Source organism: Mesobacillus sp. AQ2 (assembly GCF_030122805.1).
In the GTDB taxonomy this organism is placed as follows: domain Bacteria; phylum Bacillota; class Bacilli; order Bacillales; family Cytobacillaceae; genus Mesobacillus; species Mesobacillus oceanisediminis_A.
On sequence record NZ_CP126080.1, the window covers coordinates 2619055 to 2637473 of the forward strand.

Below are 18419 nucleotides of genomic sequence, written 5' to 3' on the forward strand. Positions count from 1 at the left end.
TGAACTTCTTTTATATCAAAAGGCAAAAGCCTGTTTGACCATTATTTGTTTGCGAGCAGCTTTTGGGCACGCTCATCCTGAAGCCAGCAATCTACTGCATGGCTATCCGAAAGGCTGGTCTGATCAGGATATACTCTGTCACATACTGACATCGCATATGGGCATCTTGCTGTGAACGGGCATCCCACAGGCGGAGAAAACAAATCTGGCGGTGTACCTCCAATTGGAATCAATTCCTCTCCTTCTACATCCAAACGGGGTACAGAGTTCAATAACCCTTTAGTATACGGGTGCTGTGGATTATAGAAGATTTCTCTTCTGGTACCTGTTTCAACGATCTTGCCGGCATACATGACAGCAATCCGGTCAGCCACTTGAGCCACTACACCAAGATCATGGGTAATCAAGATAATTGATACGCCTGTCTTTTTCTGAATATCCCTGAATAATTCCAGGATTTGCGCCTGGATGGTCACATCAAGTGCGGTTGTAGGCTCATCCGCAATCAAAACCTCTGGCTGACATACTAGCGCCATCGCGATAACGATCCTTTGCCTCATGCCTCCACTGAATTGATGCGGGTATTGTTTTAACCGGACATGCGGACTGGGGATCCCGACAAGGGACAGCATATCAACCGCTACTTTTTTCGCCTGCTCTTTGGTCAGCTTCATATGCTGCAGGATTCCTTCAGTAAGCTGGTCGCCAATCGTCAAGGTTGGATTCAGTGCCGTCATCGGATCCTGGAAAATCATCGAAATATCCGATCCGCGTATTTTTCGCATTTCTGAATCTTTCAATTTTGACAGGTCTTTCCCTTTAAAAAGAATCGACCCTCCATCAAACTTCCCTGGCGGTTCTGGGATCAGTCTCATGATGCTTTGCGAAGTTACGCTTTTACCGCATCCAGATTCTCCAACGATAGCCAGGGTTTCTCCCCTATGTAAATCAAAAGTGACACCGCGGACGGCTTTTACCTCGCCCCCATATGTCTTGAATGAAACATGAAGGTCATTTACTTCAAGTACTTTTTCCATGGTGCTTACCTCCTTAGCTTCGGATCAAGTGCATCCTGAAGCCCATCACCTAACACATTAAACGAGAACATCGTCAAAGAGATGAAGAATGCCGGGAAAAACAGCCTCCACCAATCACCCGATAATATGACCGGCAAAGCATCGCTGGCCATTGAACCCCAGCTCGCCAGCGGTGCCTGGATTCCAAGACCAAGGAAGCTAAGGAATGCTTCAGCAAAGATTGCCGATGGAACGGAAAGGGTGATTTGAACGATGATCGGTCCCATCGTATTGGGAAGAAGATTTTTGCGGATGATCCGCCCTGCTTTTGTACCGAATGTCTTAGACGCTAAAACGTATTCATAATTCTTGATTTGCAGGACCTGACCGCGGACAATCCTCGCCATTCCTATCCATCCTGTTATCGTCAAAGCAAATATGATCGTAGCCAGGCTTGGTCCCATCACAACGCTGATTAGAATCACCACCAGCAAATACGGCAGTCCATAAAGTACTTCAATGACCCTCATCATGTAATGGTCTGTCCTGCCGCCCTTATAGCCAGCAATACCGCCATAGATGACGCCAATGACAAAATCAATCAAAGCCGCTGCGATGCCGACGAACAAGGATATTCGTGCCCCGTACCAAGTACGTGTGAATACATCGCGACCCAGCTCATCAGTACCAAACCAATGTTCACTGGATGGCGGGAGGTTCTGGTTGATTAAATCCTGATGGTCGACTGTATGTGGTGAAATGAGTGGCCCGAAAATAGCCATAAAGGTCAAACCTGATAAGCAAAACAATCCCATCATTGCCAGTTTATTTTTCAGGAGGCCTCTCCAGGCATCCTGCCAATACGAGAGACTGGGCCTGACAACAGCTTCTGCTTCTGAGTCACTCTTTTCTATAGGAACAAACCAGTCATCGGGAATCGACGAATTTGTCTGATGTTCCTGATGTTTTCGCAGAGCCATCATTTCCCCTCCTTTTTATGAAGTTTGATTCTCGGATCCAGGAATCCGTATGCCAGGTCAACCAGGAAAAGCATCACGATCAGCACAGTACTGTAAAAAATCGTGGTTCCCATAATGACAGGATAGTCACGCTGGTTGATGCTCTCGACAAAGTACTTGCCCATGCCCGGAATCGCAAAGATTTTTTCGATTACGAAGGTACCTGTCAAAATGCTTGCCGCCAGGGATCCCAAAATGGTTACTACCGGAAGCAAAGCATTTTTCAACGCATGTTTGAACACAATTTTTACAGGGGAAAGCCCTTTTGCTTTCGCTGTCCTGATATAATCCTGTGTCAAAACCTCCAGCATGCTCGCCCTCGTCAAACGGGCGATGATGGCCATTGGTCCGGTCGCAAGTGCCAATGTAGGCAGGATCATATGCTTCGGGCTGGTCCAAGTGGCGACGGGCAAGATTTGCCAGGTCACGGCAAGCTGCTGGATCAAAAGCGTGGCCATCACAAAGTTAGGGACGGAGATCCCGACCACCGCAATGGTCATTGCAAGATAATCGATAATGCCGTTATGCCGCAGGGCTGCGATGATTCCCAACAGAATTCCTGAGAAGATTGCCACAATGAGCGTGACCATTCCCAGTTCAAACGAAACCGGAAATCCTCGGCCCAGCATTTCGTTCACGGTTTGGGAGGATTTTTTAATAGACGGTCCGAAATCGAAAGTAACAACTGACTTTAAATACAAGAAATATTGAACATAAAGCGGTTCATCCAAATGGTAAAAACTTTCGAGGTTTTTTTGTACAGCCTCGCTTGTCGCCCGCTCCTCGTTAAAAGGCGAACCAGGTATAGTGTGCATCAAGAAAAAGGTCAGTGTAATGATGACCAATAAAGTCAACGCCATCGAGCCCAGCCGTTTGATTATGTATTGCAGCATTAACTCACTTCCTTATCATGTCTTCATGTCAGCAGATGTCTTTGACGGTCTTAATGAAAGCTCAGGCATCAAGATAGCTAAAACACTGCTTACGAAAAAGTTGTTCTCATGGCTAACTCTGTCATCACAAGCATAGCTTGATAGGCTTCTAGAATATCCTTTGCCTGAAAACGGACAATGGTCGTTCCCACTTCTATTTCCGTTCCCGGCATCAGATTAGCCCACTCTGCCTGCCCATAGTTAGCGAATTGGATTCTCAGGACCGGATTATCCGGCGGAGTAAGCGGTTTCACTTTGTCGCTGTTTTTAATAGCTTGTTCTGTCTTCTCGGCAATAAGTTCCCCAGCTTTGATAGGTGTTAACGATTTTGCCGCAGATCTCGAAATTGACTCCTTAACAACCGCAGTGGTGATATTTGGAATCAATGCTTCTGCTTCTCTTGCTGCTCCATCATCTCCAGCCACCATGATAACTGGTACCCCAAAATAACCTGCTACATATGCATTAAATCCGAGTTCCCCAATTTGAACATCGTTGATCCACATATTGCGGACACCAAATATCATGGAATGCGACATTACGCCACTCATTGAAGCTCTGGCATGATAGCCGACAAACACTGCTCCTTTAAAACTGTCATCCAATCCCTGGACCATCGAGAAGGGCTTCACATCACCGGTTATCAACTGGGTATCAGGGTGAAGATCTTCAATCAGCAGATTATTCATTTTAGAATGGCTGTCATTGACGATGACTTCCTCACATCCGGTTTCAAAAGCCTTAGTGATCACATAGTTCGCTTCCTGGGTCATGATTTTCCGGCTACGTTCGTAATTATGTTTAGATGAATCCACATGGGTATGGTCTACCAATCCGGTGATCCCTTCCATGTCCACTGATATGTACAATTTCATTTTCAACCAACTTTCTATAAATAAATAATTATCTTAAAATTATAAATAATAAATCTACCAACCGCAACCTTTTCTCCTATAAATTTCTGCAATTACTAAGAAATAGGAGTATTGTCACTAAAAGTAAATATGGGTAAAAAACTATTTGTGCAATAATAATTTTTGGGTGTCTAGTTTATTTAATCTGGATAGAAACTGAATAGTTAATTAATATTTTATGATGCATGTGAATACGAAACAGCTTTTTCAAGATAATGGTATTCAGGAATAAAAAGGAGCGCCAGAAATGGCACTCCTAATCTCTAATATTTTCTTGTTCCATCAGTTCAAGGAAATGAGTCAGTACCCGTGCTGTCAATCCCCAGATCACCTTGCCATTCACCCTATAAAAATATTCATCCATTGATCTGGTCTGCCAGTTGTAATTCTCTCCACCGATAATCAAGTCAAACGGAAATCCATCCTCTGGTTCGACCTGGAAATTAATTTTATATGTAGCCGGCTGATTCTTTTTGAAAAATGCCAGGGGAACAGTGAAGACCTCACCTACCTCGGCTTCACTCGGCTTGATTGACTCTGGGTTATTTATCGTTCCAACAAACGGGTAGATGATGGTACCAAAAGCTGACACCATAAAATCCAATGGAATCATATTTGTGATCTCACTCTCTTTAATACCCAGTTCCTCTGACGTTTCCCTTGCAGCAGCTACTCTTGGTTCCTCTCCCTTTTCAATCCTGCCGCCGGGAAAACAAACCTCGCCAGGCTGCCTTCTAAGTGTAAGTGCCCGTACTTCAAACAAGATATGAACCTCATTATTGACCTCCACCAACGGCAGCAGCACAGCAAATTTCATAAATTGTTCATGTCCCAATATTGAGGGTGTACGCCCCAATAAAGCTTCTGATATTTGTTGAATTTTCATTATTGGACATCCACTCTCCCCGTATAAGTATATGTCTTTATTGTATTATGAAAAACCATTGAAAATAAAGGAAACGGCTCTTGATATTTTACAGAGTAAAAATAATCTAAGAAGAGTTTTTAAAAATCCTGAGTAAACAAGGTTGTTGCCAAAAATCACTTAAAACTATTTCATCCGATACACATTTATCCTTATTGGCGAATCCAATATCCTTAATCAAAATGTTTCCATTGATAAAATCATTTAATAGAAAATAAAGCGCAAAAAGCTTCATTGGTGATTTGAATCTTTATATACCGGATAAACATGTCACTAATAAGATCTATTGGTGACTCTAATCTTAACATAATGGAAAAAAAGGTCTCCAAACAAGCTCCATTGGCGACATAAAACTCCACTTACTGGAAAAACAGGGGCACCAATAACCTTTATTGGTAACTCGAATCTCCATTTACTGGTAAAACAAGTCACCAATAACCTCCATTGGTGACCGAAATCTCCACTTACTGGAAAACCAGGTCACCAATAACCTCTATTGGTAACTCAAATCTCCACTTACTGGGAAAACTAGTCACCAATAACCTCCATTGGCGACTCTAATCTCCACTTACTGGAAAATCAAGTCACCAATATCCCTCATTGGCGACTCCAATCTCCACTTACTGGAAAATCAAGTCACCAATAACCTCCATTGGTAACTCAAATCTTCACTTACTGGAAAATCAGGTCACCAATAACCTCTATTGGCAACTCAAATCTCCACTTACTGGGAAAACTAGTCACCAATAACCTCCATTGGCGACTCTAATCTCCACTTACTGGTAAAACAGATCACCAATAATCTCCATTGGCGACTCTAATCTCCACTTACTGGAAAATCAAGTCACCAATATCCCTCATTGGCGACTCCAATCTCCACTTACTGGAAAATCAAGTCACCAATAACCTCTATTGGTAACTCAAATCTCCACTTACTGGGAAAACTAGTCACCAATAACCTCCATTGGCGACTCTAATCTCCACTTACTGGTAAAACAGATCACCAATAATCTCCATTGGCGACTCTAATCTCCACTTACTGGAAAATCAAGTCACCAATATCCCTCATTGGCGACTCCAATCTCCACTTACTGGAAAATCAAGTCACCAATAAGATGTCTATTATACAAACCACTGGTTCCGCCTCTAGCAAAGCAAAAGACAGCGACAAATTTGCCGCTGCCCTTAATTCGATAATCAACCTGTTGATCGTCCTTTGATTGCTTTGTATGCAATCAATATGATGCCAATTACGAGGAGGATGTGGATAATTCCGCCGGCTACCTTAAAAACCAGCCCCAGCACCCAGAGTACCAGCAATATTGCTGCAATTGTCCATAACATTGGCAAACATCTCCTTCCCTGTTGTTGTCTTGGTTAAAGTTTACCCTTTTGAAATTTTTATTAAACAAGCTGCCCTCTAACTGGAGACATGATAAATATTTGATAACATATGTGTCGTTGTGTAAAACTTAAACTATTCATTCATGACAGGAGAAATTCACATGGGACCATACAAGATTTTATTTTTGGATATAGACGGAACAATCTTAACGCCTGATGACACGATTGAGAATTCTACAAGGGCAGCTATTAAGGAAATGAAAAAACAAAATATTGAGGTGGTATTGGCTACAGGACGCCCGCTCCACGAAATATCGGATCTTGCAGAGGAACTTCAGATTACCTCTTTTATCGGATATAACGGTGCGCTCGGCATATATGAAGGAGAAACCATTTTTGCAGAACCTATGAAATCTGAGGATGTAAGATACATCCTGGACATTGCCGATGATAATGATCATGAGGTGGTCTGTTATTCGAATTCAAAAAATTACTTTACCAGCCTAGAGCCGGATGCGGTCCAAGCCTTTCAAAAACATTTTCATTTGCGCCAGAATGATATTTTTACTGAGGATGCCATTGAAGATGTTCTTGGAATGACAATCATCACAGCGGGAAACAAAGATTACTCCCTTTACCAGTTCAATGATGGAATCCATTTATCCCAAGTGAACGTTGAGGGCATGCAACACTGTTTCGATGTCATTCGCGATCAAGTTAATAAGGGAATTGGCGTGGAATTTCTTTTGAAAAAGCTTGGTATAAAACGTGAGGAATCGATTGCTTTTGGAGATGGTATGAATGATAAGGAAATGGTGGCCTTTGCAGGAGAAGGATTTGCGATGGGCAATGCACACCCTGATTTGTTTCAGCATGCCAAACATAAAACCACTTCTGTCACCAATTCAGGAATATATAACGGATTAAAGTCACTTGGGTTAATCGAATAATAGCCACAAATACAGACCCGCAATATAAAAAAGGAACCTCAAGTTAGAGGCTCCTTTTGTTTACCTTATCGCCCTTTTCTTCGCGCTTGCTTTTGAAAATTCATTTTCGGGCTGTTCAGCTTGCCTTTTAATGGTATCTTTATAGCTCATCCAATAAATCAAAGCCACAAACACACCACCGCCTACTGCGTTGCCCAAGTATACTGGCACAAAGTTGGTGAAGTATTCACCCCAACTATAATAACCCGCAAAAATTGCTGCCGGAATCACGAACATGTTTGCAACAACGTGCTGGAATCCAATGGCAACGAAGCCCATAATCGGGAACCAGATTGCTAATACCTTCCCGGTCATGTCGGAAGCACCATATGAAAGCCAAACCGCCAGACCAACAAGCCAGTTACAGCCAATTCCTGAAATAAATGCCGCCCAAAAACCAGCATCCAGTTTTGCCCCTGCCACAGAGACTGTTTTTTCAAGATAAGGACCAGTCTCCGTCAAACCTACAATATGGCCAAAAAAATAGGCTACAAATAGAGCACCTACAAAATTGCTTAAAGTGATCCAAAACCAATTTTTCAATAGCATCTTCATTTTTACCTTCTTAGCGAGACTGGCCATCGAAATGGCTGTCATATTCCCCGTAAGCAGTTCTCCTCCAGCAAGAAGGATCAAAATCAGTCCTAGGGGAAAAACCGAGGCACCTAGGAATGTTCCGAATGTCCCCCACTCATGCGGCAGGTTTGCGATCACCCTGATGTCCAAAAGATAGCCAATAGCGATAAACGCTCCTCCGAGAAAACCCAAAATAAGCATATTCTTCACGGGCATTGCAGCCTTATATGTGCCAGAGTCAATAGTCACTTGTGCGATTTCATGGGGTTTACGAAATGCCAATTTTATTCCTCCTGTCGTTTAGATGCATTATTTCCTTTTGATAATTGAACATTTCTTTAATGAATTAATTCCCCTTTGTCCAACAAAAAAACGGTGTTTCATTATGTTTTGACATTTTTTATAAATAAACATATCATATTGATATATCAAAATGATATATATAATCATAAAGGAGTGCTGAACATGTCAATTGAACATTCCATCCTTGCAGTCATCAGCTTCCGTCCAAGCACCGGCTACGACATTAAATCCGAATTTGAGCATAAAGCAGCGGGTCTATTCTGGGGCATGAGTTACGGCAGTCTTTATCCCAAACTTAAAAAGCTTGAAGAAGAGGGATTCATCACCACCATTGAATCAGAGACTGGAGGGCGAAAGAAAAAACTCTATGAGCTGACCGGTAAAGGCTGGTTTGAATTGGAAAGCTGGCTTGCCAGAAGACCTGAACCACCAGCTATTAAGGATGAGTTATTCATGAAGATGGCTGCCTGGCATAACCAAATGGATATTACAATCCTGGCCGAACATCTAAAAGAAAGAGCAAAGGAGTCACAGGAAATCCTGAATTTCGTCAAAGAATGGAAACAAAATAATACTTCATATATTAACGGTGTCGGAATGCTTTCAATGAGATATGCCGAGTTAAAACTTGAGGCTGAGCTTACTTGGATAAAAGAATCGCTCTTCTTCATCGAGAATGATGAGCTGCCTGAAGGCCAGGATCCGAAGAAGCTTGGCGAAAAACAAATAGAACGAAGAAAAAAAGCGCTGAAAAACGGCCATTAGGAGGATGGAATATGGAGGCAGGTATCTTTAAACCGTTGAAGAACAAAGCTTATCGTTCGCTTTTTGGTGCACAGGTGTTTTCTGATTTGGGGAATTGGCTGGATTTTATTGCGATACAGGTAATCGTTGCATACCATTGGGGACTGGGCGAAGCAGCAATCGCTTCAGTAATCATCGTCATGGGAATTCCCTGGGTTCTCATCGGCCCGCTAGCCAGTGTATTTGTTGACAGACTTCCCCAGAAGACATTGATGATCACTTGCTTATTACTTAGAATCCTGTTTGTTGCTGGTATGTTTTTCGCGCCGAATCTTTATGTACTCCTCCTGTTTGTATTTCTTAAGGCAACGGTCGCCGCACTCTATGATCCTGCTAGACAAAGTGCGATCAGGCATATCGTTCCTGAAGATGAATTGCCGGAAGCTGTGACTTTAAGCCAGCTTTCAGTCAATACCATGAAAATCATCGGCCCGGCCCTGGGCGGTGGATTGATCGCGCTTTTCGGGGTAAGAAGCCCCTTTATCTTTGAAGCGGCAGGCTTTCTGATTGCGGTTGCGATTTTGATGGCCCTGCCAACAATCGAAACAGAAGCTTCCATAAAGAAACAACATCAAACTTCTTATTTGGAAGACCTCACAGAAGGCATAAGACACATCTTCACTGCCAGGATACTAAAGGCAGCAATCATCCTTTCCTCCATTGCCTTCTTCATTATTTTTCTCTATGATGGTTTGTTTGTCTTTGTCGCACAAAATCTTGGGTTTGCTGGAGAGGAATTCGGTTTGCTGGTAAGTTCTGTTGGTTTCGGCAGCGTAGTCGGAGCCCTTCTCCTCGGACGATTTACAAGCTGGAAAAATAAGCCCATCCACCTGATGGCTTCAGCTTCTGTCATGAGCGGCATTCTCATTCTTCTTATCGGAGTTGGTGTGTATGGTGTTTTCGAGCTTCCGAAAATATTATGGATGGCTGGTGCCTTCCTGCTTGGGATCCTTGCTTCTGCTGAAGGTGTTCCATATGGATATGTACTGCAATCAGAAACACCCAAGAATATCATGGGCAGGGTTTCTTCTGCAGCCGCATCCTTACAGACATTCTCGATGTTAGTAGCTCCTGCTGCAGGTGCCTTGTTAGCTAAATGCATTGGTGTTTCAGGGGTGCTCGTCGGTGCTGGCATTTCTACCTTTTTCCTCGGTACCTTTGCTTTAGCCTTCCTTTTAAGAAAAACCGCTGAAACAAGAAGTATTGGAGCCTAAAACAAACGAAGCCGTTGTCGGTCAGGACAACGGCTGTTTGCAATCAATCTTTATTCAGCAACTCTTCACCGGCTATCCCGGGATTCGTCATTTCATAAGGATTCAGGATCAAATCCAGTTCTTCCTCTGTCAGTACATCATATGCCAGACATAGCTCTCTTACCGATTTACCGGTGAGGATGGCTTCCCTGGCTATTCGTGATACCGCTTCATACCCGAGATGCGGATTTACAGCGGTTATAATGCCAACGCTTCTTTCCACATCTTTTTCCAGCTTTTCCTTATTTGCTTCGATTCCAACAAGACAATGATCTGTAAACACCTTAAAACCATTGTTCATGATACTGATTGATTGAATAAGGTTGAAAACGAGAACAGGTTCCATGACATTAAGCTCAAGCTGGCCTGCTTCCGAAGCAAGGCAGATGGTATGGTCATTCCCAATGACCTGGAATGCGACCTGGTTGATGACCTCTGGCATGACCGGGTTCACTTTTCCAGGCATGATAGAAGAACCTGGCTGCCTTGATGGCAAGAAGATCTCATTAAAACCGACCCTTGGTCCAGAAGCCATCAAGCGTAAATCATTGGCAATTTTGGACATATTCATCATACAAACCTTTAATGCCGCTGATACCGTTGTATATGCGTCTGTATTCTGAGTGGCATCGACTAGATGGTCTGCATTCTTCAATGGATATCCGCTGATCTCAGAAAGGTGACGGACAACATTCTTGATGTACTTTGGATTGGCATTAAGGCCTGTTCCAACTGCTGTAGCCCCCATGTTAACTTCGAATAAGTGGCCGCGGGTATGCTTGATTCTTTCAATATCTCGCTCAACGACTCGGGTATAGGCTTCAAATTCCTGACCGAGGCGAATTGGCACAGCATCCTGCAGATGAGTCCTGCCCATCTTGATTACTCCATCAAATTCTCTTGATTTCTGAGAAAAAACATCGCGCATGATATTCATCGTATCTAAAAGCTTGTCCAGCAGCGACAGCACGGATAAATGGATTGCTGTAGGAAAAGCATCATTCGTCGATTGAGCCATGTTCACATGAGAGTTCGGGCTAAGGGTAAAATAATCACCCTTATTCTCCCCCAGCAATTCCAATGCACGGTTCGCAATGACCTCATTCGTATTCATATTGATAGAGGTTCCTGCTCCACCCTGAATCGGATCAACGATGAATTGATCATGCCACTGACCCTGGATAATTTCATCAGCCGCCTTTACGATCACCTCACCAAGTCCGCCATACAGTCTTCCTGTTTCCATATTTGCTAATGCCGCTGCTTTTTTTACCATGGCCATTGCCTTAATTAATTCACTATGTATTCTGTACCCGGTAATCGGGAAATTTTCTACTGCTCTTAATGTCTGGATGCCATAATATGCATCTGCCAATACTTCCTTTGTTCCAAGGAAGTCTTTTTCTATCCTGACTTTTACTTCAGTCATTTCCTACCCCTCCAAAAAGCTTCAGATTTAGATTAAGTATTGAGGGCAATCAATTTCCGACAATTTTTTTATCCCTCAGCCTAGTTATTGGGCTTACATGACTATTGTAAATCAAAATCATAAATTCATCACGACAAATCAAACTTTTTTCTTGGGAATCGATTGCAAACTCTGTACCTTTATTGGTTGTTATGCAGAAATCCCACTAGTTTTGATAGCTTTTGTCATCATGCAGGAAAACAGGAATACATTTGCTGAATTGTAATAGGACACTGATTTTTCATAATACAATTCAGAAAGGAATGGGCATGATGACTGACACTCAATTCATGAAGGCATATACAATTAAAGAGGTGTCCAAGAAAATTAATGTTCCGTCTGGAACCATCAGACAATGGGAAAAGGACCTGTCCGGCCTGCTTGTTGTTCCCAGAACGAAGCAGGGAGCAAGATTCTATACGGATGTTGAAATAGATCAACTGATGAAAATAAAACAGATGCGGGATAAAAATCTCAGCAAAGATATGATTAGGGACCTTCTGCAGCATCATATGGAGACAAACCATTTTCCCGACCAGGAATACAATCCTCACAGCCTGACAATTAAGCCTGAATCGCCTGGCACTTCCCTTTCTGACAGCCAGGATGAATATAGCGATTTCATGAAGGCAATGGAGCAATATAAAGATTCTTTGATTGAAGAAGTCAAGGCAGAGATCAGAAATGGTATTAGAAAAGAAGTCATTGAAGAGGTAAAAAAGGAAATTTCCAAAGGAACTCTCACTACAGTTAAATCCCTGTCGGATTCGATTTATAAAACCGGTGAAAGAACCAATGAGCATATAACGGTGCTTTCAGAAACAGTGAACCGGACTTCAGAAGAGAATTCCAAACAGCTCGGAACCATTTCTTCCGAGCTTACGAATGTTTCGAAAGGGACCTCCGAAATTAATACTAATCTCGAGAAGGTTTCAAAGGGTACTTCCGAAATGTTCACCAAATTATCGGAGCGGGTTACCAAAGCTTCTCATGGTACCACTGAAAAAATTACCCAGTTATCTGAAACTATCCAGAAAAGCTCAAAAGGTACAAGTGAAAAAATCTCTAAACTGACTGAGAGTGTTGCGAAGGTTTCAAAGGGTACTTCTGAAAAAATAAATGCACTTACCGGAAGCCTTACGAATGTTTCAAAAGGCACCTCCGAACGAATTGCGACGCTTACGTCCAATATGACAAAAACGTATAAAGGAACGAATGAGAAGATCTTAAAATTAGCAAGTACGGTTGATCAGCTATCTTCTGGCACCAACAAGGATATATCCAATCTTGCCAAGCGTCTGAACGAAACGACCGAAACGGTCTCTGAGGAATTCAAGATTCTTGCTGATTATGTTTCCAACAGTCGGGAAACTACAAATCAGGAGTTGGCCAATCTGAATCAAGTCATCAACCAAGAACGCGAATATTTGGTCCGTACCCTGCAGAGCGAACGGGAAGAATTAAGACAGGAAATCAAACAGCGCGATGAAATGTTCAAAGATATGGTTGACAGTTTCAGGGAAACAGCCGCTTCAAAACAGGCAAAAAGAAACTGGTGGAAGGTTTGGAAATAGAATCAGCATATAACCAGGCAATTTGTAAATAATAGTTACACTAGAACAGGATTCAAGCAAAAGAATATCGTACAGCAAATGCAAATGAATCTGGAGGGAAAACTAGTGGGCCGTATGAATCGCTGGCTGGGAACTATTGCGTTGGTCATTTTTTTACCGTGGAATCTGTCTCCACAAGCAGCCAGTTCCTCAATTAATGGAATGGAAGATATCAATATCTCACACCGTGGTGCTTCTGGTCATGCGCCTGAACACACTTTCCCATCTTATGAATTAGGAAAGGCAATGAATGGAGATTACATTGAGATCGATCTGCAAATGACCAGGGACGGTGAATTGATTGCCCTGCATGATGAAACGATTGACCGGATTACAGGCAAGACTGGACTGGTTAAAAACTTAACACTGGAAGAAATCAAGGGTCTTGATGCAGGCAGCTGGTTCAATGAAGCTTTTCCCGATAAAGCGAAAACTGAATTCAAGGGGCTTAAGATCCCGACGCTTAGGGAAATCCTTGAAAAATTCGGCTCTGATTCGAAATTTTTTATCGAAACAAAATCACCGGATGTCTATCCCGAAATGGAACAAAAGTTGATTGATCTTCTGAATGAGTATCAACTGATTGGTGCAGAAAATAAAGCTGGCAATGTGATCATCCAGTCATTCAGTTCTGCAAGTTTACGGAAAATCCATGCAATCGATGAATCGATTCCATTAATCCAATTACTTTCCTATTATGCTCCAGCTACTATAACGGATAGTGAAATCGGGAATTTGCAAGAATATGCTGTAGGAGTTGGGATGCATTACACTGCTGCCAATCCTGCGTATATAAAAAAGATTTCTGATTCTGGATTACTGATTTTTCCTTATACAGTCAATGAAAAGGAAGATATGGAAATGCTTCTTGATTGGGGCGTAAACGGGATGTTCACTAATTATCCTGACCGCCTGTACGAAGTCTACCGGGAGAAAATCAAGAAACGTTGAAAATTAAAATGCTTTAGAAAAAGCTGCCAAAGGGCAGCTTTTTTAATCCTAATACAATCTATTCCTATACCCATCTTCTAATCTATCTTTTATTTCGGCCGCAGTCGTGCCGGGCAATTTGGAATGAGCAGCAAGTATTTCAGCCCCTGATGGCAGTGTGGAAGGATCTGCCCAGCTTTCGGGAACCCATAATCCAGAACGTCTTAATGCTTTTCCGCACTGTATGAAACATTCTTCTACCTCTATTTCTATACCTAACAGTGGATTTTTCCCTCCTGCTGCCATCCTTCCCAGCAATTCAGGATCAAGTGTAAGGCTTGCCCTGCCATTGACTCTTAATGTTTCCGACATACCTGGGATAAGGAATAATAAGCCAACTTGTGGATTCGATAAAATATTTTTCAGCGAGTCCATTCTTTTGTTTCCGGGACGGTCTGGTATCACAATCCTATTTTTATCGAGAATCAGCACAAACCCTGGAGTATCTCCTCTGGGAGAGGCATCACTGCAGCCGTCTTTATCCGAAGTGGAAAGAATTAAAAAGGGTGATTTTGATATGTAGTTGCGGCAATGCTCATCCACATAAGAAATGACCTTGCGCTTTGCCAGTTCACTTGGTTCCCCGAATCGTTCTCTTAATTCATCAAAGCTTTTGATCGTATGATCCAATTCCCTCATTCCCCCGTTTTCTGTTTATGTAAATCCTTACCACTTTAATCATCATATTATAACGAATTGTTTTAAACTCATCCTAAGAATGTTCATAAAACACTTTGGTTAAGCATTACTTTACCACAGCAACTAATCTCCCGCCTTTTTCTTCTCAAATTTGAACCAGTATATGGATTCTAATGAAATTAGAAGGGTATATTAATTAACATCTTAAATAGAGTTGGAGGTACAAATATGAACAATGCTGTTAACCAATTTCTTGAAAAAGCAAGAAACACTTTAAACCAAGCGTATAGCAATGCAAAGGAGACTTTTTATTCCATCACCTCTACACCATCAGCTACGGTACAGCAGATTGCAAATTATGTGATGAATCATCCTGACAGTAAAGTGACCACGAAACACTATTTGGGGATTACTTTGTCATTCTATGAGCTTGCGCAAGGACAAATGAAGTATTATTTAGAAACAAATGGGCCTAAGATTCTACAGTTAGATGTTCATTCAAACTTTCACAGTGTCGTTGCTTATCGTTCCTACCGGGATCAACTATCATTAAATACCCCCGTCAAATTCCCGAATTTGAATCAAAGTCAATGAACGAAAAGAAAGTACCTTTCCACTTTTTTAACGACTTCTGTTCTAAACGGCAAAAGCTAATTAAAAGGAGATTTGGCAAGAAAAATGCTTGGGGTAGTGAATCTCCAAGCATTTCACTAATTATTTTTCTGGCATAAGTACCCGTTACTTTAAGTAGTTTTTTACACAATTGTTCTGATATTCATTTAGAAAATATACGTGCTTGTTAACAGTCCAACCAACTATTTACGACTTCTTCAAAATCTCATTTATGGTGGTGACAATTTCGTTGTGGATTAACTGTATGGAAGTCAAGACTTGAGGATCTCTTTAATTTTACAATATGATTTAAGTTTTTCTTAAAATAACTGGCCCATTTGCTTAATAAAAGGTTTTAAGACTTCACCTAATTCTTTCTTCTTGTTTAGCCAAATATAATGTTCTGCTCCTTCAATTTCGATATATCTAGAATTAGGAATAAGATTTGAGATTTGTTCAATTGACCAAGAAGGGCGAATATCATTTTCGGCATAAATAAAAAGTGAAGGTAAGTCAATCTGTGAGATTTCTTTTAACAATAATGGTTTCTTTATAAATTCTCTCCAAGAATCAATAAGAGAACGGTGAACAATATTATTAGCCTCATACTCAAAATCCGGTTTCAATTCATCAATTTCTACTTTGTTTCGATTATAAGTATCTTTCCAATCCCTATCATTTTGGATTCCAGTTCCTGAAATTGAAACATAGCCTATTACGGATTTGGGATACAAAAGCGAATAAGCCAACCCTAAATCAGCCCCCCAGGAATGTCCAATTACTACCCAACTTTGATGGCCGTACTCTTCCCGAATGTTTTCAATGTCTTGAAGACAAGCTTCTAAATCGTACCCATTTCCATCATAATTTGATCGACCACATCCTTTAGGATCAAACATAATAACTTCACAGATATCATCAATAAGATTTGATATAGAATCTAAATAGTTACAAGAGCCAGGTCCACCGCTGATTAAAATAACCGGAACTCCCTGCCCTCTTTTATCTGTCCAAAGATTGCCATTTTCCACCTTAATGTACTTTTCAACCAATAATATCACCCTTGAAATAAAGTTTTAATGCTGATATTCTTCCTAAATACACCAATCTTCTTCCACTAAATTGCTTCGTTTTTTTAAAAGTTTTTTCAAACCCTATTTATCTTTCCTAATCGATGCGCCTGTCAGTATCATATTGGAGAAACAATCTGCTTCGATATCCCTGTCTGATGCTTGATTTTAAACTGGGGGCTTGTAATATATTCAATGTAATTTACCTCCCCTTTAAACTGCAGATAAGCTTGAGAGCGAGTTCGAATAGCGGGATGTGTAACCATTTCTAAAACTTGATCTTTCGCTACCCAGCGGCAATCAGTGGTTTCTTCAGAAACAGCTAATTGACCACCAATAGGATGACATACGAAATCAAAAATAACTTGAGTAGGAACATCAGTTTCACCATCGTACCATTTAAAAGTACCCGTATTTGAATAGACACCAACTAAGTGGCTAACCGTCGTGCTAATTCCACTTTCTTCTTTGATTTCACGAACCAAAGCGTCCATGAGATTTTCTCCGGCTTCCACTTGTCCTCCAGGATAAACCCAACCACCGTCACGAGTTTTTACTAAAAGAATATTTCCTTCCGAATCTTCAACAAATCCACCAGCAGATACAATATGTGTAGGAAAGAACATATTCCAACCCCCTTTTTATTCGGAATTTTCCGTTTATTTATTGCGTATGCAGTATCCATATTCCTTGATCGTTTTTAATTAGAAAGAACTCAAAATGTGTAGGCAGTTTCACCATGAGTCTACGCATCTATTAGTTTCTGACTTGTTTTGTAAGGTGTGGTTTAATAATTTGTACCGCATGATCAACTGAAGTCTCTATATAACCGATAATTTGATTAAAAGTAAAAACATTAAGTTTTTCATTTAGAAGTTCCTTATCGTACACCATATCTCCTAATACATAAGGAACTAATTTTTCAACTTCTATCGAAGTAACCTCATCTAAATCTTGGGTTAGATGATAATGACTAAATAACTTTCTCAATTCATCTGAAAAACCATAGTGTTCTAATAACTTTCCATTTAGTAATCGGAAATCATTATGGTATAACTTGTATAATCCATCATCAGCATCCATTCTGTTCTTTAACCAAGACAGGTTAAAACCTCTTAACCATATATCATCAGCAATTAAATGTGCACAGTACCCCAATATATAAGCGTTTTCTACTTGGGAACTATATTTATGTAAAAATCCTTTATAATCAACGCTTCTTGAATAATCTTGCACTTCACCTATGAAGAAATGTGATAAGTTTTTTTCCTCGTATGTAAAAACTGCGTCTGGAGCAATGCTGCCAAGCAAAAATGATGTTTTGTCCTCGATCGATAAAGCCTCTGCAATTTTTTTACCAATAATTGAGTGCATTATTCTTGAACCCAAAATACTCTCCCCTTTTTTCACTTCTGATCTATTTAATTCAAGAAGACATTTTATAACCCTATGTTTTCCAGCTTCTTCTTTAACTAAATTGCGCCATTTGTTCAATAAGGAAAAAAAGAAGGAAGCTATTCCTTCTTGAATCAACCCACCTTATACTGTCCGTACAGTTCTATCTCCTCCAAGTAAAAAAGAAGACATACAGCATTCCCATCAGTAGATAATTGCTAATAAAAGAAGGCATAAGCACCTTAATTAACCATATATCAGATCCATTGGTGAGTATTGACAGAAAGGTAGAAAAACTAAAATATACTAATACGTATACAATAATCCCCTTATTGCCCATTCCAATTTTATTTTTAATAAGATTACCAATATATAATGATATATAGAAAAATTGACTAATTTGTTTATTCATCCTTTTCTCCTATTCCTGGTTCATTTTGTACTTTAATCCAAAAGATAATAAATTAGCCTATCCTAAGACAAAAACTTATAATAAACTAACTGCCCCATGCACATAGGAATACAACAAAAAAGGTACCATCTTCCTTTTAGATCAA

Annotated in this window: 18 protein-coding genes; 6 read left to right on the forward strand and 12 right to left on the reverse strand. The window is 40.8% G+C overall.

The annotated features are described in order from the left end of the window. Positions 1–41 precede the first annotated feature (41 nt). The 6 genes from QNH36_RS13095 to QNH36_RS13120 form a co-directional block, all read right to left on the reverse strand. Positions 42–1037, reverse strand: coding sequence for an ABC transporter ATP-binding protein (locus QNH36_RS13095; RefSeq protein WP_144480791.1), 996 nt, complete (start codon positions 1035–1037; stop codon positions 42–44). 5 nt (positions 1038–1042) lie between these two features. Next, positions 1043–1996, reverse strand: a complete 954-nt coding sequence (locus QNH36_RS13100) for an ABC transporter permease (RefSeq protein WP_283905416.1) — start codon at positions 1994–1996, stop codon at positions 1043–1045. Beyond that, entirely contained in the window at positions 1996–2928 is a 933-nt protein-coding gene (locus QNH36_RS13105; RefSeq protein ID WP_283903631.1) for an ABC transporter permease, read from the reverse strand. Before QNH36_RS13105 ends, QNH36_RS13100 begins: the two co-directional genes overlap by 1 nt. An 89-nt stretch (positions 2929–3017) precedes the next feature. After that, positions 3018–3842 carry a M55 family metallopeptidase gene (locus QNH36_RS13110; RefSeq protein ID WP_144480786.1) on the reverse strand — a complete coding sequence of 275 codons (825 nt, stop codon included), beginning with the start codon at positions 3840–3842 and terminating at the stop codon, positions 3018–3020. A 295-nt stretch (positions 3843–4137) separates the two neighbouring features. Further along, positions 4138–4767: an NUDIX hydrolase gene (locus QNH36_RS13115; RefSeq protein ID WP_251540266.1), complete on the reverse strand. Its 630-nt coding sequence runs from the start codon at positions 4765–4767 to the stop codon at positions 4138–4140. Between the two features lie 1236 nt (positions 4768–6003). Then, the gene (locus tag QNH36_RS13120) at positions 6004–6150 is read right to left on the reverse strand and encodes a lmo0937 family membrane protein (protein ID WP_144480782.1); all 147 of its coding nucleotides are present in this window, start codon (positions 6148–6150) and stop codon (positions 6004–6006) included. A gap of 161 nt (positions 6151–6311) precedes the next feature. Between QNH36_RS13120 and QNH36_RS13125 the strand changes: the two genes are divergently transcribed. Then, the gene (locus QNH36_RS13125; protein WP_144480780.1) at positions 6312–7100 is read left to right on the forward strand and encodes an HAD family hydrolase; all 789 of its coding nucleotides are present in this window, start codon (positions 6312–6314) and stop codon (positions 7098–7100) included. Positions 7101–7160: 60 nt separating this feature from the next. Here QNH36_RS13125 and QNH36_RS13130 read toward each other — a convergent pair whose 3' ends face one another. Beyond that, entirely contained in the window at positions 7161–7997 is an 837-nt protein-coding gene (locus QNH36_RS13130; protein ID WP_251540270.1) for a formate/nitrite transporter family protein, read from the reverse strand. Positions 7998–8180: 183 nt separating this feature from the next. Here QNH36_RS13130 and QNH36_RS13135 point away from each other — a divergent pair, with 183 nt between their 5' ends. Then, positions 8181–8783, forward strand: a complete 603-nt coding sequence (locus tag QNH36_RS13135) for a PadR family transcriptional regulator (protein WP_144480776.1) — start codon at positions 8181–8183, stop codon at positions 8781–8783. An 11-nt stretch (positions 8784–8794) separates the two neighbouring features. After that, a complete protein-coding gene (locus QNH36_RS13140) occupies positions 8795–10036 on the forward strand; it encodes an MFS transporter (RefSeq protein WP_283903632.1) in 1242 nt (413 codons plus the stop codon). A gap of 43 nt (positions 10037–10079) precedes the next feature. On the opposite strand, the gene aspA is transcribed toward QNH36_RS13140, so the two are convergent. Further along, positions 10080–11504 carry an aspartate ammonia-lyase gene (aspA, locus tag QNH36_RS13145; protein WP_251540276.1) on the reverse strand — a complete coding sequence of 475 codons (1425 nt, stop codon included), beginning with the start codon at positions 11502–11504 and terminating at the stop codon, positions 10080–10082. A 308-nt stretch (positions 11505–11812) separates the two neighbouring features. Here aspA and QNH36_RS13150 point away from each other — a divergent pair, with 308 nt between their 5' ends. Both QNH36_RS13150 and QNH36_RS13155 read left to right on the forward strand, forming a co-directional pair. Then, positions 11813–13117: a MerR family transcriptional regulator gene (locus QNH36_RS13150; protein ID WP_283903633.1), complete on the forward strand. Its 1305-nt coding sequence runs from the start codon at positions 11813–11815 to the stop codon at positions 13115–13117. A 114-nt stretch (positions 13118–13231) separates the two neighbouring features. Beyond that, positions 13232–14107, forward strand: coding sequence for a glycerophosphodiester phosphodiesterase (locus QNH36_RS13155; protein ID WP_283905417.1), 876 nt, complete (start codon positions 13232–13234; stop codon positions 14105–14107). A gap of 48 nt (positions 14108–14155) precedes the next feature. On the opposite strand, the gene QNH36_RS13160 is transcribed toward QNH36_RS13155, so the two are convergent. Beyond that, positions 14156–14785, reverse strand: coding sequence for a pyridoxamine 5'-phosphate oxidase family protein (locus tag QNH36_RS13160; protein WP_144480766.1), 630 nt, complete (start codon positions 14783–14785; stop codon positions 14156–14158). 228 nt (positions 14786–15013) lie between these two features. On the opposite strand from QNH36_RS13160, the gene QNH36_RS13165 reads away from it, so the two are divergent. Further along, positions 15014–15379: a hypothetical protein gene (locus QNH36_RS13165; RefSeq protein ID WP_283903634.1), complete on the forward strand. Its 366-nt coding sequence runs from the start codon at positions 15014–15016 to the stop codon at positions 15377–15379. Positions 15380–15717: 338 nt separating this feature from the next. Here QNH36_RS13165 and QNH36_RS13170 read toward each other — a convergent pair whose 3' ends face one another. From QNH36_RS13170 to QNH36_RS13180, 3 genes are all read right to left on the reverse strand, one after another. Next, on the reverse strand, positions 15718–16449 hold the full coding sequence (locus QNH36_RS13170) for an alpha/beta fold hydrolase (protein WP_260983672.1): 732 nt from the start codon (positions 16447–16449) through the stop codon (positions 15718–15720). A 137-nt stretch (positions 16450–16586) separates the two neighbouring features. Further along, positions 16587–17093: an NUDIX hydrolase gene (locus QNH36_RS13175; protein ID WP_144480762.1), complete on the reverse strand. Its 507-nt coding sequence runs from the start codon at positions 17091–17093 to the stop codon at positions 16587–16589. Between the two features lie 130 nt (positions 17094–17223). Next, entirely contained in the window at positions 17224–17856 is a 633-nt protein-coding gene (locus tag QNH36_RS13180) for a zinc dependent phospholipase C family protein (protein WP_283905418.1), read from the reverse strand. Positions 17857–18419: the final 563 nt, after the last annotated feature.

Bases quoted from the DNA above. Each gene is read 5' to 3' on its own strand.
- QNH36_RS13095 (WP_144480791.1), bottom strand. From the start codon at position 1,037: ATGGAAAAAGTACTTGAAGTAAATGACCTTCATGTTTCATTCAAGACA.
- QNH36_RS13100 (WP_283905416.1), bottom strand. From the start codon at position 1,996: ATGGCTCTGCGAAAACATCAGGAACATCAGACAAATTCGTCGATTCCC.
- QNH36_RS13105 (WP_283903631.1), bottom strand. From the start codon at position 2,928: ATGCTGCAATACATAATCAAACGGCTGGGCTCGATGGCGTTGACTTTA.
- QNH36_RS13110 (WP_144480786.1), bottom strand. From the start codon at position 3,842: ATGAAATTGTACATATCAGTGGACATGGAAGGGATCACCGGATTGGTA.
- QNH36_RS13115 (WP_251540266.1), bottom strand. From the start codon at position 4,767: ATGAAAATTCAACAAATATCAGAAGCTTTATTGGGGCGTACACCCTCA.
- QNH36_RS13120 (WP_144480782.1), bottom strand. From the start codon at position 6,150: ATGTTATGGACAATTGCAGCAATATTGCTGGTACTCTGGGTGCTGGGG.
- QNH36_RS13125 (WP_144480780.1), top strand. From the start codon at position 6,312: ATGGGACCATACAAGATTTTATTTTTGGATATAGACGGAACAATCTTA.
- QNH36_RS13135 (WP_144480776.1), top strand. From the start codon at position 8,181: ATGTCAATTGAACATTCCATCCTTGCAGTCATCAGCTTCCGTCCAAGC.
- QNH36_RS13140 (WP_283903632.1), top strand. From the start codon at position 8,795: ATGGAGGCAGGTATCTTTAAACCGTTGAAGAACAAAGCTTATCGTTCG.
- aspA (WP_251540276.1), bottom strand. From the start codon at position 11,504: ATGACTGAAGTAAAAGTCAGGATAGAAAAAGACTTCCTTGGAACAAAG.
- QNH36_RS13150 (WP_283903633.1), top strand. From the start codon at position 11,813: ATGATGACTGACACTCAATTCATGAAGGCATATACAATTAAAGAGGTG.
- QNH36_RS13155 (WP_283905417.1), top strand. From the start codon at position 13,232: ATGAATCGCTGGCTGGGAACTATTGCGTTGGTCATTTTTTTACCGTGG.
- QNH36_RS13160 (WP_144480766.1), bottom strand. From the start codon at position 14,785: ATGAGGGAATTGGATCATACGATCAAAAGCTTTGATGAATTAAGAGAA.
- QNH36_RS13165 (WP_283903634.1), top strand. From the start codon at position 15,014: ATGAACAATGCTGTTAACCAATTTCTTGAAAAAGCAAGAAACACTTTA.
- QNH36_RS13175 (WP_144480762.1), bottom strand. From the start codon at position 17,093: ATGTTCTTTCCTACACATATTGTATCTGCTGGTGGATTTGTTGAAGAT.